General features: G+C 71.4%; 14 protein-coding genes. 7 read left to right on the top strand and 7 right to left on the bottom strand.

Translation table 11 applies throughout. From position 1 onward, the window contains the following. Positions 1 to 26: 26 nt before the first annotated feature. Together ACZ79I_RS25075 and ACZ79I_RS25070 are read left to right on the top strand one after the other, a co-directional pair. Positions 27 to 1,481: a multicopper oxidase domain-containing protein gene (locus ACZ79I_RS25075; RefSeq protein ID WP_471499713.1), complete on the top strand. Its 1,455-nt coding sequence runs from the start codon at positions 27 to 29 to the stop codon at positions 1,479 to 1,481. 259 nt (positions 1,482 to 1,740) lie between these two features. Next, positions 1,741 to 2,520, top strand: coding sequence for a helix-turn-helix transcriptional regulator (locus tag ACZ79I_RS25070; RefSeq protein WP_471499712.1), 780 nt, complete (start codon positions 1,741 to 1,743; stop codon positions 2,518 to 2,520). A 97-nt stretch (positions 2,521 to 2,617) separates the two neighbouring features. Here the strand turns inward: ACZ79I_RS25070 and ACZ79I_RS25065 are convergent, their stop codons facing one another. Next, positions 2,618 to 4,207 (bottom strand): S8 family serine peptidase, encoded by a 1,590-nt coding sequence (locus tag ACZ79I_RS25065; protein ID WP_471499711.1) that lies wholly within the window; start codon positions 4,205 to 4,207, stop codon positions 2,618 to 2,620. Positions 4,208 to 4,484: 277 nt separating this feature from the next. Further along, positions 4,485 to 4,928 (bottom strand): hypothetical protein, encoded by a 444-nt coding sequence (locus ACZ79I_RS25060; protein ID WP_471499710.1) that lies wholly within the window; start codon positions 4,926 to 4,928, stop codon positions 4,485 to 4,487. 460 nt (positions 4,929 to 5,388) lie between these two features. On the opposite strand from ACZ79I_RS25060, the gene ACZ79I_RS25055 reads away from it, so the two are divergent. Beyond that, entirely contained in the window at positions 5,389 to 6,666 is a 1,278-nt protein-coding gene (locus tag ACZ79I_RS25055; RefSeq protein ID WP_471499709.1) for an ATP-binding protein, read from the top strand. Positions 6,667 to 6,750: 84 nt separating this feature from the next. On the opposite strand, the gene ACZ79I_RS25050 is transcribed toward ACZ79I_RS25055, so the two are convergent. Further along, positions 6,751 to 7,323 carry a DUF6448 family protein gene (locus tag ACZ79I_RS25050; RefSeq protein WP_471499708.1) on the bottom strand — a complete coding sequence of 191 codons (573 nt, stop codon included), beginning with the start codon at positions 7,321 to 7,323 and terminating at the stop codon, positions 6,751 to 6,753. Between the two features lie 234 nt (positions 7,324 to 7,557). Here ACZ79I_RS25050 and ACZ79I_RS25045 point away from each other — a divergent pair, with 234 nt between their 5' ends. The 3 genes from ACZ79I_RS25045 to msrA all read left to right on the top strand — a co-directional run bounded on the left by ACZ79I_RS25045 (position 7,558) and on the right by msrA (position 9,307). After that, positions 7,558 to 7,731 carry a hypothetical protein gene (locus ACZ79I_RS25045; RefSeq protein ID WP_471499707.1) on the top strand — a complete coding sequence of 58 codons (174 nt, stop codon included), beginning with the start codon at positions 7,558 to 7,560 and terminating at the stop codon, positions 7,729 to 7,731. A 24-nt stretch (positions 7,732 to 7,755) separates the two neighbouring features. Then, the gene (locus ACZ79I_RS25040; RefSeq protein ID WP_471499706.1) at positions 7,756 to 8,499 is read left to right on the top strand and encodes a DUF2637 domain-containing protein; all 744 of its coding nucleotides are present in this window, start codon (positions 7,756 to 7,758) and stop codon (positions 8,497 to 8,499) included. Between the two features lie 172 nt (positions 8,500 to 8,671). Then, positions 8,672 to 9,307, top strand: coding sequence for a peptide-methionine (S)-S-oxide reductase MsrA (gene msrA, locus ACZ79I_RS25035; protein WP_471499705.1), 636 nt, complete (start codon positions 8,672 to 8,674; stop codon positions 9,305 to 9,307). A 32-nt stretch (positions 9,308 to 9,339) separates the two neighbouring features. Here msrA and ACZ79I_RS25030 read toward each other — a convergent pair whose 3' ends face one another. Together ACZ79I_RS25030 and ACZ79I_RS25025 are read right to left on the bottom strand one after the other, a co-directional pair. Further along, positions 9,340 to 9,735, bottom strand: a complete 396-nt coding sequence (locus ACZ79I_RS25030) for a VOC family protein (protein WP_471499704.1) — start codon at positions 9,733 to 9,735, stop codon at positions 9,340 to 9,342. Positions 9,736 to 9,893: 158 nt separating this feature from the next. Next, entirely contained in the window at positions 9,894 to 10,934 is a 1,041-nt protein-coding gene (locus tag ACZ79I_RS25025; protein ID WP_471499703.1) for an NAD(P)-dependent alcohol dehydrogenase, read from the bottom strand. Positions 10,935 to 11,102: 168 nt separating this feature from the next. On the opposite strand from ACZ79I_RS25025, the gene ACZ79I_RS25020 reads away from it, so the two are divergent. Further along, positions 11,103 to 12,026 (top strand): helix-turn-helix domain-containing protein, encoded by a 924-nt coding sequence (locus ACZ79I_RS25020; RefSeq protein WP_471499702.1) that lies wholly within the window; start codon positions 11,103 to 11,105, stop codon positions 12,024 to 12,026. Between the two features lie 93 nt (positions 12,027 to 12,119). On the opposite strand, the gene ACZ79I_RS25015 is transcribed toward ACZ79I_RS25020, so the two are convergent. Both ACZ79I_RS25015 and ACZ79I_RS25010 read right to left on the bottom strand, forming a co-directional pair. Beyond that, complete coding sequence (locus ACZ79I_RS25015; protein ID WP_471499701.1) at positions 12,120 to 15,431, bottom strand: S8 family peptidase; 3,312 nt, start codon at positions 15,429 to 15,431, stop codon at positions 12,120 to 12,122. Positions 15,432 to 15,604: 173 nt separating this feature from the next. After that, the gene (locus ACZ79I_RS25010; RefSeq protein ID WP_471499700.1) at positions 15,605 to 16,288 is read right to left on the bottom strand and encodes an ABC transporter ATP-binding protein; all 684 of its coding nucleotides are present in this window, start codon (positions 16,286 to 16,288) and stop codon (positions 15,605 to 15,607) included. Positions 16,289 to 16,327 lie beyond the last annotated feature (39 nt).

Here is a 16,327-nt window from a genome sequence, read left to right as displayed (position 1 = left end):
CCTCCCCTCCCCATTGGAGTAACGCCGTGTCAGTCAGCACGGATCCCCCTCGGACCACTCCCGGCCCCCAGAAGAGACCACAGATACTGCTGCGGGCCCTCACCCCCTTCGTGCCCGTGATCGGCGCCGCGCTCGCCCTGGGCCTCGTCATCGGCCTGGCCCTGGTCGGCATCTTCCAGCCGCAGTCGTCGTCCGCCGCGACGGCGCCCGCCGCCGGTACCGAGGCCGCGGCCGCGGCCGCGCCCGGCGCGGGCAGGACCATGACGTTCGACATCGAACTGGGCGAACTCTACGTCAAGCCGGCCGCGATCGAGGTCGACGCCGGCGCGAAGGTCAAGCTCCACGTCGTCAACAAGGGCGCCATGGACCACACCCTCGCCCTCAAGGGCGAGGACACCCCGCTGATCAAGCCGGGCGCCGCCACCACCATGAACTGGGGCCCGATCAACGAGTCGACCCAGGCGTGGTGCACCGTCGAGGGCCACAAGGCCGCGGGCATGCTGCTGGACATCAAGGTGAAGGGCGCGGCCGCCGCCGATTCCGCCGCCGGTGCCGTCACCAAGGCCGATCCGAACGCCGGCAACGCCAAGATCGACGCGAACGCCGCGCCGCCCGCCACCTGGAAGGCCATGGACCCCACGGTCAAGCCGGCCGACGGCCAGAAGGTCCACCAGGTCGACCTCCACGTGAAGGAGAAGAAGACCGAGGTCGCCCCCGGGGTGACCCAGACCCTGTGGACCTACAACGGCACCGCTCCCGGCCCGACCCTGCGCGGCAAGGTCGGTGACACCTTCCGGGTCAAGCTGACCAACGACGGTTCGATGAACCACTCCATCGACTTCCACGCCTCCAAGGTGGCGCCGAACGTCGAGATGCGGACCATCAAGCCGGGCGAGTCCCTGATCTACGAGTTCAAGGCGAACTACTCGGGCATCTTCACCTACCACTGCGGTGCCGCGCCGATGATCCACCACATGGGCAACGGCATGTACGGTGCCGTGATCGTCGACCCGCCGAACCTGCCGACGGTGGACAAGGAGATCGCGCTGGTCCAGTCCGAGCTGTACCTCGGCCCGCAGGGCAAGGCGTCCGACCTCACCAAGATGATGGCCGGCACCAACGACGGGGTCGTCTTCAACGGCTACTACAACCAGTACGTCCACCAGCCGGTGAAGGTGAAGGTCGGCGACCGGGTCCGCATCTGGGTCGACAACGCCGCCATCAACGAGCCCCTCGCCTTCCACACCGTCGGCCTGATCTTCGACACCGTGTGGAAGGAGGGCGAGTACCTGCTGAAGCCGGGCAGCCCGAACAAGGGCGGTTCGCAGACGCTGGACCTCGCGACCACCCAGGGCGGTTTCGTCGAGTTCACCGTCGACAAGGCGGGCACGTACACGTTCGTCAACCACATCATGAAGGACCTCTCCCGCGGTGCGGCGGGCCTGCTCGTGGCCGGCGACGGCCCGGCGGCGGCCCACTGACCACCCTGATCCCGCCCCCGCTCCGTAGCAGGAAGGGCGACGGAGCGGAGGTGGAACCGGCGCCCGGCGTACGCGAGTCGCGTACGCCGGGCGACGGCCGTCCGCTCCCGTTCCGGGCGGTGCTCCCCGCTGCCGCGCGCCTTTCGCTCACACCTCTTCCTCACCCGAAACCGGCCACCACGGCTCCCTCCCTTGTTAGGCTGGAGGAGAATTTCTCAGACCAATGTGGATTTCCACGATTCTTTCGGACGTTGACACCATGGCTCCAGTTCAGCCTTCCGACAGCTCTCCCGGTCCCGCGGGCGGCGCCTCCCGGACGGCCATCCTCGAAGCCCTGTGCCGCGCCAAGGGCCCGCTCACGGTGCAGCAACTCGCCGAGGACCTGGGGCTGCACGCCAACACGGTGCGCTTCCACCTGACCCGGCTCACCAAGGACGGCCAGGTCCGCGAGGGGCGTGTGGGCCTCGGCGGCCCCGGCCGCCCCAAGCTGACGTACGAGCCCACCGCCGGGAAGACGGCCGGACCCGCCGGCCCGGCCGAGCGGGGCGACGGCTACCGGCTCCTCGCCCAGATCCTGGCCGGCCACCTGGCCGCCACCTCCGACAGCCCGTCGAAGGACGCCGTCGCGGCAGGGCGGGAATGGGGCCGCCATCTGACCGAGCGCCCCGCCCCGTTCTCGTCCATCTCCGCAGAAGAGGCATTCGGCAAGATCACCGTTTTGATGGACGACCTCGGTTTCGAGACCGAGCGGAGCGACGACCCGCCGTTGCTCCGGGTCCACCGCTGCCCCTTCCGCTCGGTCGCCGAGGAGCGCCCGGACGTGGCGTGCTCGGTCCACCTCGGCCTGATGCGCGGCGCCCTCCACGAGATGGGCGCCCCCCTCCAGGCCACCGAGCTCAAGGTCTCCCACTCGCCCACCGCGCCCTGCCTCGCCCTCTTCGAGCTGACCGGCGAGGCCGCGCCCGGCGCCTCGGCCGCCCAGTCCCCCGAGCCCCGTATCGGCGATCCGGAGACGGTCGCTCCCCCGAACGGCGAGTAGGCGTGACCGGAACGGCCGCGCAAGACGGCGGCAGGCCGAACGGCACCCTCCCCTTCGGGACGGGTGCCGTTGCGTGGGCCCGCGGGTGGGGCCGGGGTCAGCCGGCCATGGACGGGGCGTAGGGCGACAGGGCCGGGGCGAGCTGCACTCCGGGGGCCAGGCCGAGGGCGACGAGGGCGTCGGGCAGCCCGCGTCCGACGCGGGCCGCCTCCACGGTGCCCGGAGTGGCCAGCCGGCGGCAGCTGGCGGCGATGATCTCGAACAGGTGCTGCACCCGGCCGGCGCCGCGGGGCTGCAACTGGCCGTGGAAGTCCTCGTGGTGTGCGAGGACCAGGGCGGCCAGTCCGGCCACGTGGGCCGAGGCCGTGCCGGTGCCGTCGACGGCCGCGTATCCGCCCCGCGGTGCGCAGGACAGGACCGCCACACCGGGGGCGGCCGCGTCGACACCCGGGCCGTAGCAGCCGAACGGCGCGGCGAACAGCCCTTCCGGTGTCAGCTGTGCTCCCGTGTGGGTGGCCTGGGAGGTGTCCGGCGGGTACGAGCCGAAGACACCCAGGGCGCCCACGGTGAACACGGTCGGCAGCGAGCCCGGGAAGGCGACCGGCCCGCCGGTGTCACCGGCCGGCGCGATGCACGCGATGCCCGCCGCGTTGGCGTCGGCGAGTTTGCGTGAGACCAGTGCCGACGAGTACGGGGTCGCGACCCCGATGTGGGCGATGTCGGCCTCGCGTTCGATGCAGTGGTCCAGGGCGGCGATGAGATCGCTGAAATGCCCGTCGGGCATCACCTGGCAGACCTCGATCTCGGCGTCGACCGCGATCCCGATGACGCCCTTGCCGGTGTCCGCCCCGGCGATGATGCCTGCCGTGTGGGTCCCGCTGCCCACCGTGTCGTGGGCCCATCCGTCCTGCGTGCCGCGGACGAGATCGACCCCGGAGCGCACCCGTTGCTTCAGATCGGGATGCTCGTCGCTGACGCCCGACCCGATGATCGCGATCTTGACTCCGAAGGCGCGGAACGTGGGGGGCAGCCGGTCCAGCCGCATGGCCTGCTGGCCCCAGCCGTACTGCTGGCGCTTCTCCAACTCGGGGTACACCTTGCCCAGCGGCGTCAGGGTGACGACGTTCTCCCGGGTCGCCGACAGGTCGGGGCGGTGGATCCAGCGGTCCGTGTAGCCGCCCGCGGGCCGGACGTACAGGGACTGGACGGACTGTGCGGTCTCCGTCGCCAGGGTGACGGTGACGGTGCCGTCGGACCCGGTGACGCCCTGGCCCGGCCAGGTCGCCCCGATGAGGAACACGCCCGCGCCGGCCAGCGGTTCGCCGTCCGGGCCGCAGACGCGGAGCGAGATCTCGACGGGTTGCTCCATCGGCATGACCAGCCCCGGATCGCGGAGCGGCAGGATCCCCGCGGTCGGCGCGGCGGCGGGTCCGGTTCCGGCCAGCGGCAGGTCCGGCTCGATGTGCACGTGCAGCGTCCGCATCGCCGGCACCTGGGACTCGGCCGCCTCGACGACCGCGATCTCGGGGCAGGAGGGGTGCAGCCCGGCCGACTGGAGCTTCTCCGAGTGCTTGAGTCTGCGGATCACTGTGACCTCGGGCATCCGCTCCAGCCGGTCGCACACCGCGTCCAGGCCGATCTCGGGCACGCCCGGTGGGAGCAGATGCTGCGGCAGCGGTGTGACCATGTACCGCTCACGGCGCGGCCGCACCGGCAGCGGTGACCGCGCGCCTTGCCTGCGTGGCCCCGTCTCTTCGCTCTCGGGTCCCGGCCCCCCTGCCCCCGCGCCCTCGGACCCGCTCGCGCGGTTGTTTCCGGACCTCTCCTTGACCATTACGTCCACCTTCACCACGCCTACGTCGTATGTCCACTCCTGATCCGGCGAGAGGCGGCTCGCGCTTCCACGGTGATGCGGTGCGCCCGGGGACGACCCCGGGGCGCACCGCATCGCGCGCCGCCAGGGGTCAGCCGATACCGAAGGGCTGGCCCATCTGGCCGTAGCCGAAGCCAGGCTGCTGGTACTGCGGGAACTGCTGGCCGAACTGCTGCTGGCCGAACCCGGCGCCCCACTGCTGGCCCTGCTGAGCCTGCTGGCTCTGCTGGAGCAGGGTCACGATCGCGGTCGGCAGCGCCTGCTGCACGGAATGTTCCACAGCACTCCGGATGCCCGTGTGCAGCGAGCGGTACAGGGCGAGGGCCAGGTACGGGTGCGCCTGGTGGGTCATGCCCTGCTGCTGGAGCTGCTGCTGGACCTGCTGGAGCTGCTGGAACGTCTGCTGGATCCGCTGCGCGACCTGCTGGCTGGTCTGCTGGCACGCCTGCTGGATGGCCTGCTGGACCACCTGCGCGATCTGCTGCGGGCCGCCGATCTGCTGACCGAACTGCTGCTGGGGTTGGGTACCGGTCATCACCGACATGAATGCTCCATTCGATGGCACCATGGGAAAGCCGACATACGGTTGAATATCGGCCTTATCGGGAGAATCCGACGCACTGAAACTAAGGTGACCGCCCCCGGGCCGCAATCGGAGACGGCCACCGCTCGTGGTGGGCGGTGGCGACCGGGACCGCGGGTCGTAAGGGCACGGGGCGCGCGCGGTGCCGCGGTGCCCGTAGGCCCGTCGGCGGCGCGGGGGCCGTGCGGAGGCCGGGCGCACCGCGACGCGGACCGGGCCGCCGAGCGGGTGAGCGCCCTTCGTCCGGCACTGTCACGGGCGCGGTCGTGGCGCCGGGGCCACGGGGCGCGGGCGGTGTTCCGGGTGCGGCCTCATACCCTCGGCGTACGACCGCGCACGCGCCGCGCATGCGATCGTGACCGGAGGGCCGACGGGGGACAATGGGACTCCCGTACCGGGCGAGGTGGTGGCGATGCCCGCATGGCGTCTGCGCGACTATCACGACGACGACCTCGACCAGGCGATCCGGGTCTGGGACCAGAGCCGCCGGACCGACGAGGAGCCGGCCTTCCCGGTCTCCGAGGTCATGGCCGCGGCCCAGACCGGCCACACCGCGGTGGTCGCGGTGGTCGGCGACGAACTGGTGGGCATGGCGGTGGCGCAGGAGCACGGCGGACGGGCCTGGATCCTGCTGGTGGCGCTCGCCTCCCAGTGGCGCGGGCGCGGGATCGGCAGTGCCCTGGTCGCCGAGTTGGAGCGGCGCCTGCAGGCACTGGGCGTGCGCCGGGTCAGCGCCCTCCTGCCCGCCGGCGCCGCCGGGGCGAAGGCCCTGGAGCACTCCGGCTATCTGACCCGTGGGGACCTGACCTACTACGAGAAACTCGAACCGCGCGAGACCGCCCACACCGGCGTGCTCACGGACCTGGGCGGCCGGATGCTGCCCTACGGGCTCTGGGGCTCCATGGCCGGTATGGAGTGGGAGAAGCAGGTCGTCGAGCGCCGGATCGTGCTCCCGCTGACGGAGCCGGCCCTGGCCGACCGCTACGGCGTCGTGCCGCCGAAGGCGGTCATCCTGTTCGGCCCGCCCGGTACCGGCAAGACCAGTTTCGCCAAGGCGGTGGCCTCGCGGCTGGCCTGGCCGTTCGTGGAACTCTTCCCGTCCAGGCTCGCGGCCGACACGAGCGAGGGGCTGGCGGCGGCGCTGCGGGAGACGTTCGCGGATCTGGCGGAACTGGACTCGGTGCTGCTCTTCATCGACGAGGTCGAGGAGATCGCCGGCGTGCGTTCGGGGAAGGCGATCGACCCGGGGCACGGGGTGACCAACGAACTCCTCAAACTCATCCCCGGTTTCCGTGAGCACGACGCGCGACTGCTGGTGTGCGCCACCAACTCGGTGCGCTCCCTCGACGCGGCGTTCCTGCGGCCGGGCCGGTTCGACTACGTCATCCCGATCGGGCCGCCGGACCCGGCCGCCCGCTCGGCGATCTGGACCCGCTATCTCGGGCCCGCGGCCGACTCGGTGGACCTGGCCCAACTGGTCACGGCCAGCGAGCTGTTCACCCCGGCCGACATCGAGTTCGCCGCCCGCAAGGGGGCGCAGGCGGCATTCGAACGCGAAGTCACGCGCCGTCAGGGCGGATCCGCCACCACCGACGACTACATGACCGCCATCGCCGACACCCGCCCCACGCTCACCGCTCAGGCGATCGAGGAGTTCAGCGAGGACATCGAGAAGTACCGGCGGCTCTGAGCGGATCCGCACGGGCCCGGAGCGGGCCCGGAGCGGGCCCGGGCGGGCCCGGAGCGGGCCCGTCATGACGCCGTGTCAGCCCGATCAGCGCCCCGACGGCGTGCCGTGCCCGTCGGCAGGGGCGTGCGCCTCGGCGTGCGCGTGCGGGGCGGCCGTCGCCTGCTGGTACAGGCGGTGCGCCCACACCTGCAGTCCGAGCGCGGCCTCGACGTAGGCGCGGGCGCCGGCCACTCCCTCGCCGGCGTGTTCCTTGAGGGCGAGCGCCCTGCGGTGACGGTCTGCCACCTGGTCGCGGACGATCTCGCACAGCACCGCGGTCAGTTCGTCCGCGGAGCCGGTGTCGAGGGCGCGTTCGGCGGCCGGGATCACCGGCCCCACGCCGAGCCCGGCGGGCCTGAGCCCCGTGAACGGCGCGCCCTCGCCGGCGCGGTGCACGCGGACGACCGTCTCGAAGAACCAGCGGTCCGCCACGTCCCGCGCCCGCGGGCCGAGCGTTCGCGCCCCCAGGGCCCGGTCGAACGCCGCCCGGACCTCCGCCTCTCCGTCCTCGTGGACGTAGGGGAGGACGTGATCGACGTTCTCGTCCTGCAGGGCCAGGCGCGCGGCCGTGACGACGGGACCGTCGAGTGCATCGCAGTGCGGAGGCAACGCGATCACCCCTTTCTCCGTCTCCCTCCATCATCGGCTCGCCCGGCGTGAACGGCGAGGCCGGCGGCCGTGCGCCGCCGCGTACCACTGAGAATTAAATGCTATTCACAGAAATATATGCTCGGACACATATCCAGAATTACGTCAACCGGGTACGGTCATCAGACAGCCGAAAGGATTCTCCATCGGCCCATTCCCCCGAATGCCCGATACCTCGGACCCTATGACGCTCGTTAGGTGATCGTGACTTGGAACGAACCGGAAGATCAGATCCCTGTCGGAATCGGGACCGTCTGGCACGAACCGGCCAGTGGTGACGCGCGCCTCAAGTACTGTTCCGATCTTCTTGAAGACTTCCTCAAGAAGATCAGCGAGATGGAAAGCGAATACCTGCGCGCTCTAGACGGAACGCCCTGATCAAGGGCGCGGAGGAGCCAGAGAATGGACAGGCTTGAAGGCGAGCCGAGCCTCTACGACATTCAGTTCCCTCTGAGATCAGATTATGATGCGCTGGGCCAGCATTCTTATCATGTTGATCCGCTGGAGGCGCATCATGTCTGGAGCGCGCCCGGCCCCGACATCGCGTCGAACAACTGGGATCCGGACGAAGAACTGGCCCAGATGCTGTCGTCCGCGTCGGGCATGCCCGGCGTGTCCGACGTGGACCCCGCCCCGTCCGCCCCGCTGGACGGGCCGCATCGCCACAGGGTCGATCGGAGGCGGCCCCGGCCAGGCTCCCATGTCCTCGACGGCGCCCACAAAGTCACCCCCGTCACGATCCTCGTGGCGACGATCGCCGCGTGCGCGGTGGCCATGCTCGGCTGGTCCATCGGCTACTCCTACAACCAGCTGCGCGCCATCGCGGGGACGGTCCTTCCGGCGCCCTTGGCGCAGTGGTGGCCGCTGACGGTGTACGGGCCGTGGTTCGTGGCCGCCCTGTCCATCCTGCGGGCCGCCGTTCAGCACCGGACCGCCCGGCGGTCCTGGTCCGTCCTCCTGGTCGCCTCGGGCACGGCGGTGGCCCTGTGTGTCAGCCACTCCTCGCATTCGATCCTCTCCATGGTGATCGTCGGGATTCCCCCGATCACCGCCCTGGTGTGCTTCCGGGAACTCGTCGGCCAGGTCTCGTGCAAGTACCGCCCCCGGCATGCCGCACACGGCAAGGAGCAGTCCACCGGCGGCTGACACACGCACCGCGGCACGGGGACGGCGGCCGCCGGTGGCCGGTGAACGGCGGTGACGCGGCCGCCCCATGGCGGGACGGGACGCCCGCTGGCATGGTCGTGGGACAGAGTCCCGTGGCCGTCATGGGGCGGAGGGGGTCGTCGTGTGGTTCGCAGGGGGCGGGGCACCGCGCATGCCCACGCCCGAGGAGGCTCCGCCGGGGCGGGCGGCGCTCGCCTACGAGGTGCCCGAGACGCATGCCGTGCTGGGCACCGCGCTGCAGGGGCCGTATCCCGAGGGATTCCCTCTCGCGGACTTCGCACTCGGGTGCTTCTGGGGAGCCGAGCGGCGCTTCTGGGAGGTCCCCGGCGTCTGGACGACCCTGACCGGCTTCCAGGGCGGGTTCACACGGTTCCCCGTCGACGACGAGGTGCGCACGGGGCGCACCGGGCACGCGGAGACCGTGCGCGTCGTGTTCGATCCCGCGCGGGTCTCCTACCCTGATCTGCTTCGGGTGTTCTGGGAGGGGCACGACCCCACGCAGGGCTTCCGGCAGGGCAACGACGTCGGCACCCATGTCCGGTCGGTCCTCTTCACCCACTCCCCGGCGCAGCACTCGGCGGCCGAGCGCTCCCGCGCCCGCTATCAGGAGGCCCTGACCTCCTTCGGGCACGGCGCCGTCACCACGGAGATCCTTCCGGCCGACGGGCACCCCTTCTATCCCGCGCGCGCCCACCACCAGCAGTATCTGCACCGGAATCCGGCGGGCTACTGCGGCCTCGGCGGCACCGGGGTCTCCTGTCCCGTGGACGACCCGCCCCGGCCCTGAAACCGGCCGCGCGCCCCGCCGCCCGGTCCCGGTCAGGACGGCCGGTCGCCTCCGCTGCCGTACGGCCTCGTCAGGATCTCCAGGCGGTGGCCGTTCGGGTCGTCGAAGTACGCCCCGCGGCCGCCGTCGTTGTGGTTGATCTCGCCGCGGCGGCTGTGCTGGGGATCCGCCCAGTACGCCAGGCCCGCCGCGCGGATGCGGGCGAAGATCGCGTCGAAGTCGTCCTCGGAGACCAGGAACGCGTAGTGCTGCGGGGTGATCGCGCCGGGCGTGTCCATGAAGTCCAGCGTCACCCCGTTCGGGACCTGCACGGGGATGAACGGCCCGTACGGGGGCTCCACGTCAAGCCCCAGCAGGTCCGCGAGGAACCGCGCGGACTCTTCCTTGTCGTGCGCGGCGACGATCGTGTGGTTGAGCTCGACGGCCATGGCTCGGCCCTCCGCTCCCCTCGGCTGCCAGTACCACCTCCCACGCTAGGCGGCCGCGCCGGCCCCTGTCATCGGTCTCCGGTCCCCCTTCCGCGCCCGTGCGTGGCCGGCCGCCGTGAGGTGGCCCCAGGTCACCTCACGGCGTCGCCGCCGGGTCCTCAGATGGTGGCCGTGTCGATCACGAACCGGTACCGGACGTCGCTGCCCAGCACCCGCTCGTACGCGTCGTTGATCTCGGACGCGCCGATCAGCTCGATCTCGGCGCCGATGCCGTGCCCGGCGCAGAAGTCCAGCATCTCCTGGGTCTCGCGGATGCCGCCGATGCCGGAGCCGGCGAGTGTCTTGCGGCCGGAGATCACCGAGAACAGGTTGAGGGAGACGGGCTCCTCCGGCGCGCCCACGTTCACCAGGGCGCCGTCCGTGCGGAGCAGCGAGAGGTACGCGCCGAGGTCCAGCGGGGCCGACACGGTCGAGACGATCAGGTCGAAGGTGCCGCGCAGTTCCTCGAAGGTCTTCGGGTCGCTGGTGGCGTAGTAGTGGTCGGCGCCCAGCTTCAGCCCGTCCTCCTTCTTGCGCAGGGACTGCGAGAGCACGGTGACCTCGGCGCCCAGCGCGTGCGCCAGTTTGACACCCATGTGGCCGAGGCCGCCCAGGCCGACGATCGCGACCTTCTTGCCGGGGCCCGCGTCCCAGTGCCGGAGCGGGGAGTAGGTGGTGATGCCGGCGCACAGGAGGGGGGCGGCCTCGTCGAGGGAGATGCCGTCCGGGATGCGGAGGGTGAAGTTCTCGTCGACGACGATCTTCTGGGAGTAGCCGCCGTAGGTGGGCTCGCCGTTCCTGTCGAGGGCGTTGTACGTGCCCACGTTGCCGGCGAGGCAGTACTGCTCCAGTCCTGCCCGGCAGTTCTCGCACTCGCGGCAGGAGTCGACCATGCAGCCGACGCCCACCCGGTCGCCGGCCTTGAACCTGGTCACGCCGGAACCGACCTCGGCGACGATGCCCGCGATCTCGTGGCCCGGAACCATCGGGAAGATCGCCTTGCCCCAGCCCTCGCGGGCCTGGTGGATGTCCGAGTGGCAGATGCCGGCGAACTTGATGTCGATCAGGACGTCGAACTCGCCGACCTCACGGCGCTCGATCGTGGTGCGTTCGAGCGGAGCCTTGGCAGCGGGTGCGGCGTACGCGGCGACAGTGGTCATGCCGAGTTCTCCTCAGTGGGGTGCTGTGCCCGGCTGCCTTCGTCCGGGCACAGCACCCAGCGTGCCCGGGGCCTTCGGATCCACCCAGACCACGGCTCTGCCTACGACCGCCGGTCCTACCACCGGCGGGGTCAGCCTCGTGGTCGTACGACCGTGAATACTGGACGTATGGACGAACAGGCCGAGGCCGTACGGCAGCCCGGGGCGGATGCCGGCGGCGCCCTGGACCGGCGTGCCGAGCTGAGCGAGTTCCTGCGCAGCCGCCGGGCCCGGCTCAAGCCCGAGGACGTGGGGCTGCCGGACTTCGGACGGCACCGGCGGGTGCCGGGACTGCGGCGCGAGGAGCTGGCGCAGCTTGCCGGGGTGTCCGTGGCGTACTACACGCGCCTGGAGCAGGGCAACGGACGGAACGTGTCGGCGGAGGTACTCGACGCGATCGCCCGCGCGCTGCGGCTGACCGACGCCGAGCATGCGCATCTGACGCATCTCGCGAAGCCGACGGCGCACAAGAAGAAGCCGTCGACACGGCCGCAGCACGTGCGGGCGTCGCTCCACCATCTGCTCGGTGTCCTCGAAGGTGTCCCGGCGTACATCGTGGGTCGGCGCTCGGAGATCCTGGCGTGGAACCGGATGGCCGCCGCCGTCTTCGGCGACTGGGCGGAGCTGCCGCAGCAGGAGCGCAACTGGGCGCGGCTGGTGTTCCTGCGGCCCGAGTACCGCGATCTGTTCGTGGACTGGGAGCAGAAGGCCATCGACATCGTGTGCCATCTGCGCTACGACGCCGGGTGCCAACCGGACGATCCGCGGCTGTCGGCGCTGGTCGGGGAGCTGTCGGTGAAGAGCGAGGACTTCCGGCGGCTGTGGGCCACGCACGACGTCAAGGAGAAGAGCCACGGGCTGAAGCTGATGCGGCATCCCCTGGTGGGTGACCTCGCCCTGCTCTACGAGTCGTTCAAACTCGCCGGCGACGGTGAGCAGGTGATGGTGACGTACCACGCCGAGCCGGGCTCCGCGTCGGCGGAGGCACTGCGGCTGCTGGCGAGCTGGGGCACGGACGCGACCAGGGCGGGCACGACCGCGCCCCGTCGCTGAGGCGCTCGCGCACCGGGCCCGCGGGGCCCGCTGCGGGCCCGGGCACCCCGCGGGGCCCGGGCCCGGTGGCCCGGACACCCCGCGGGGCATCGCTCACCGGCCGTAGAACGCGTTGTAGATCGAGATCGTCGACGTGTTGCCCTTCTTGTCGGCGATCTTCGCGTGGAACGACAGGCCCTTGCCCCTGGCCGGGTTCCTGTAGGTGATCGTGCCGTTCCTGACCGTGAGCCTGGTCCAGGTCCGGCCGTGGTCGTACGACACCCACACCGACAGCGACTTCAGGTTGCGGCCGGCGGCCGACCCCTGCACGCTGACCGGGACCGTGACCTTCCGGCCGGCCGGGACGCGGCTGTCCAGGCCGGTGGTCGCGCCGAAGCGGACCGTCGAGGCGGGCAGCTTGGCGTCGCTCGCCTTCTTCGAGCGGAACGTCCAGCTCGCGTCGATCCGGGTGGATGCCGCGGCGACCTTCACGCTGCGGACGACCGAGGTCGTCAGCTTGTAGGAGGCCTCGCCCGACGGGACCTTGAAGGTCTCGCCGCCCAGCAGCGGGTCCTGGTTGGAGCCGACCTCGGTGCCGTTGCGGTAGAGCGTGGTCCTGACCGACGTGAAGTCCGAGGACCCCGCGTGCGTCCGGCCGTCGGCGAACAGCGGCAGATAGCCGTAGATCTCGTTGCCCTCACGGAAGATGCCGTACTCGGAGGTGACCCGCGGCCCGAACACGGCCGTGTTGAACGTCTTGGTGTAGCTCCGGCCGGCCTTGAAGGTCTGCGCGTCGCCGAGCGTGTAGTACGCCTCGGGGACGGGGAAGCCCTGCGGGTCCCGCTTGCCGGCGTACTGCGTGAAGTCCAGCGACCACCGGGCCCGGTCGCCGGTCGAGACGTACAGCGTGCGGGTGCTGCGCAGCCTCTGCTCGACCGCCGTGCTGAAACCGATGTCGTCCGGCAGGACGGCGTAGGCGCCGACGGCGCCGGTCTTGCCGGCCGTCGGAGCTCCGAGGTTCACCTTCAGCGTGGCCAGTTCGCGGGCCGCGTAGTGGCGGACGTGTGCGCCTTCGAGCTTCTTCACCGGGGCTCCGGTCATCACGTCGTACTCGGCCGCGCCGCCCTTGGTCCACTGCCCGAACCAGCTCTGCCGCAGGCCGGAGGACACCGCCGGGCCGGTGTGCGCCACCCGCAGGTCCGGGAAGGACGGCACGATGATGCCGCCGCCGACGCCCGCGGGGTCGTACGCGTACGAGACCATCGCGGCCAGCGGCTCGGCGGCGGCGGCCGGCACCGTGATGTCGGCGGGCCGGGTCGTCCTCAGGTCCAGGGTGACCGAGGTGTCCTTGGTGACGCTCAGCCTGGGCCGGACCAGCCAGTCGAGGCCGCCCTCGATGGAGGCCGGGTCCTTCACCGAGACGGAGTCCAGCAGGTAGCTGCCCTTGGGCACCCGGAGCTTCACCGTGGTCGCGGAGGTCTGGGAGAAGTAGTCCTGGCCGGCGTGCGCGCCCGCGAAGGCGATCAGGTCGGTGAGGTGGACCGGTGACCGCCCGGCACGGTTGACGTAGTGGAGGGTGACGTCGTACGACTCCGCCTCGCGCTGCACGGCCGCCGCCGTCCGCACGCTCTGGCCGCCGCCGGTCGCCGTCACGTACGCCGAGTACGCGCCGTCCGTGCCGCCGCCCAGGCGGGTGTCGGCGGTGACGGGCACCGACGCGGTGCCGCCCGCCGGGACGGTGAGCTTCGTCGCGCCGAGCGTGAAGAAGCCCGAAGGGGCCGCCTGGCCCCCGGGGCTGGTGGCCTTCACCGAGAGCGCGAGGGTGACGTCGGCCGTGCCCGTGTTGCGGTACGTGAGCCGCCTGGTGATCGGCTTGTCGTCGGTGTGCGGCCACTGCGCGGTGCCGAAGTCCACCGAGGTCGGGTCGGCGAGCACCGTCTGCCGGATCGCCCTGTCCACGGCGATCCGGCCCGAGCCCTGCTGGAACGGGGTGTACGCCCCGCCCTTCGCGGAGCCCGTCAGCGCGGACTTCAGCTCCGCGAACGACCAGTCCGGGTGCTCCTGCTTGAGGATGGCGGCGGCGCCCGCGACGTGCGGGGTCGCCATCGACGTACCCGAGATGGTCAGATAGCCCGGCGGGTTCTCGCCGACCTCCCGGTCGATGAGGCTGCCCGGGGCCGCGGCGGCGGTGATGTCCACGCCGGGCGCGGTGACGTCGGGCTTGATGGCGCCGTCGAGGCCGGGCCCGCGGCTGGAGAAGGACGCCAGCTTGTCGTGGTCGTCGACGGCGCCGACGGTGAGCGCGTCGGCCGCGCTGCCCGGGGAGCCGACGGTCTGGTCGCCGAATTCGCCGCTGTTGCCCGCGGCGACGGCGAAGAGGATGCCCTTCTGCTCCGAGAGCCTGTCGACCTCGGCCTCCAGCGGGTCGATCTCCGGTGTGTCGCCGCCTCCCAGGCTGAGGTTGACGATGTCGGCGCCCTGCTGGGCGGCCCACTCCATGCCCGCGAGGATGCCGGAGTCGTCGCCGTACCCGTCGTCGTCCAGGACCTTGCCGCTGAGGATCTTCGCTCCGGGCGCGACGCCCTTGTACTTCCCGTGGGACTTGGCGCCGGTGCCGGCCGCGATGGACGCCACGTGCGTGCCGTGGCCGACCTTGTCGTCGGCGGTGGCGGCGGTCGAGAAGTTCCTGGCCTCGATCACCTGGCCCCTGAGGTCGGGGTGGTTCGCGTCCACGCCCGTGTCCAGGACGGCGATCTTGACGCCCTTGCCGTCGTACCCGGCGGCCCAGGCCCTGGGGGCGCCGATCTGCGGCACCGACTTGTCGAGGCTCGCCTTGCGGGTGCCGTCGAGCCAGACGTGCGCGATGCCGGAGGCGGGGGTGTCGCCGTCGGTGACCGCCCTCCACAGCTGGGCCGCGTCCCGCGGGGGCGTCTGCACGGCGTCCGCGTTCAGGGACTTCAGGGTCCTGCGGAGCGTGCCCGCGTCGCGGACGCCGGCCTTCGCGGTGCTCGCCGCGCCCTTGTAGCCGACGATGACCTTCAGGCCGTTCTTCTGGTCCTTGCGCGTGCGGGCCGTGTCGAGTTCGGTGACGTCGAACAGCCGCCGGTCCAGCTTCCCGGTGGCGATCATGCCCGCCGCGTCGGCCGGCACCACATAGGTGTGGCCGTGTGCCCTGCGGAGCTGCACCGGAACGTTCTGGCGGCCCTTCGCCCGCTCCAAGCCGACCACACGGCCCTTGGTGTCCAGGACGACGCGGTCGCCGGTGATCAGCGTGACGCGGTGCTTGGCCGTCAAGCCGGCCGCGGCCCCGGGCGGCGCGGCCTCGGGCGGCGCGGTCCCGGGCCCCGCCGACGCCGGGCTGGTCATTCCCGCCGCCAGCGCGACGGCGGCCGCCGTGGCGACGGTCGCCGCGCATGCTCTTTTCACTTGTCTGCGCAAAACTCCCCCTGGAGATGGCGTACCGGGCGAATTCCCCGTTCACCCGGCCGGGGGTGGTCTCGCACAGATGCACGTCAGCCCCCCGGAGTACGCAGTATGCCGGGGGGTTGATCAATGCCTCAATAGCGCTGGGGGGCCATGAGTTGGGGCCCTGAGGCCGGCTACGGGGCGGCGTTCTCCCGGATGGTGATCTTCCCCTTGCGGATGGTCGCGAGCCGCGGGGCCTTCCTCGCGATCGTGGAGTCGTGGGTGACCATCACGAAGGTGAGCCCGTGCTCCTTCCACAGGGCCTCCAGGACGTCCATGATCTCGTCGCGCATGGACTCGTCCAGGTTTCCGGTGGGCTCGTCGGCGAGCAGCACCTTCGGCCGCTTCACCAGCGCACGGGCGATGGCGACGCGCTGCTGCTGACCGCCGGACAGCTCCGCCGGCAGATGCCCGAGCCGCTCGCCGAGTCCCACCGACTCCAGGGCCTCGGCGGCCCGTTCACGCCGTTCCCCGCCCTTCGCACCGAGGGGCACGAGGGCCGTCTCGACGTTCTCCTGGGCGGTGAGCGTCGGGATGAGGTTGAAGCTCTGGAAGACGAAGCCGATGTTCTCGCTGCGCACCTTGGTGAGCCGGGCCTCGGAGAGCCTGGCCAGGTCGGTGCCGTCGAGTTCGACGCTGCCCGCGGTGGGCTTGTCGAGTCCGCCGAGCATCTGCAGCAGTGTGGACTTGCCGCCGCCGGTGGGCCCCTGGATGACGAGCCGGTCGCCGTCGCCGATGGTGAGGTCGACGCCGTCCAGGGCGACGATGGTCTCCTTGCCCCGCGTGTAGCGCTTGGTGACGCCTCTGAGTTCGTACATGGGTGCAACTCCTGGGATACGGATGGGGGTCGGGGCCTG

It is taken from the genome of Streptomyces sp. PSU-S4-23, from assembly GCF_055632315.1.
This window is presented reverse-complemented; position numbering and strand designations above follow the sequence as displayed.

What these genes read in the sequence shown, in the direction of transcription:
- ACZ79I_RS25070 (WP_471499712.1), top strand. Translation starts at nt 1,741, where the DNA reads ATGGCTCCAGTTCAGCCTTCCGACAGCTCTCCCGGTCCCGCGGGCGGC.
- ACZ79I_RS25065 (WP_471499711.1), bottom strand. Translation starts at nt 4,207, where the DNA reads ATGGTCACACCGCTGCCGCAGCATCTGCTCCCACCGGGCGTGCCCGAG.
- ACZ79I_RS25060 (WP_471499710.1), bottom strand. Translation starts at nt 4,928, where the DNA reads ATGACCGGTACCCAACCCCAGCAGCAGTTCGGTCAGCAGATCGGCGGC.
- ACZ79I_RS25055 (WP_471499709.1), top strand. Translation starts at nt 5,389, where the DNA reads ATGCCCGCATGGCGTCTGCGCGACTATCACGACGACGACCTCGACCAG.
- ACZ79I_RS25040 (WP_471499706.1), top strand. Translation starts at nt 7,756, where the DNA reads ATGGACAGGCTTGAAGGCGAGCCGAGCCTCTACGACATTCAGTTCCCT.
- msrA (WP_471499705.1), top strand. Translation starts at nt 8,672, where the DNA reads ATGCCCACGCCCGAGGAGGCTCCGCCGGGGCGGGCGGCGCTCGCCTAC.
- ACZ79I_RS25030 (WP_471499704.1), bottom strand. Translation starts at nt 9,735, where the DNA reads ATGGCCGTCGAGCTCAACCACACGATCGTCGCCGCGCACGACAAGGAA.
- ACZ79I_RS25025 (WP_471499703.1), bottom strand. Translation starts at nt 10,934, where the DNA reads ATGACCACTGTCGCCGCGTACGCCGCACCCGCTGCCAAGGCTCCGCTC.
- ACZ79I_RS25020 (WP_471499702.1), top strand. Translation starts at nt 11,103, where the DNA reads ATGGACGAACAGGCCGAGGCCGTACGGCAGCCCGGGGCGGATGCCGGC.
- ACZ79I_RS25010 (WP_471499700.1), bottom strand. Translation starts at nt 16,288, where the DNA reads ATGTACGAACTCAGAGGCGTCACCAAGCGCTACACGCGGGGCAAGGAG.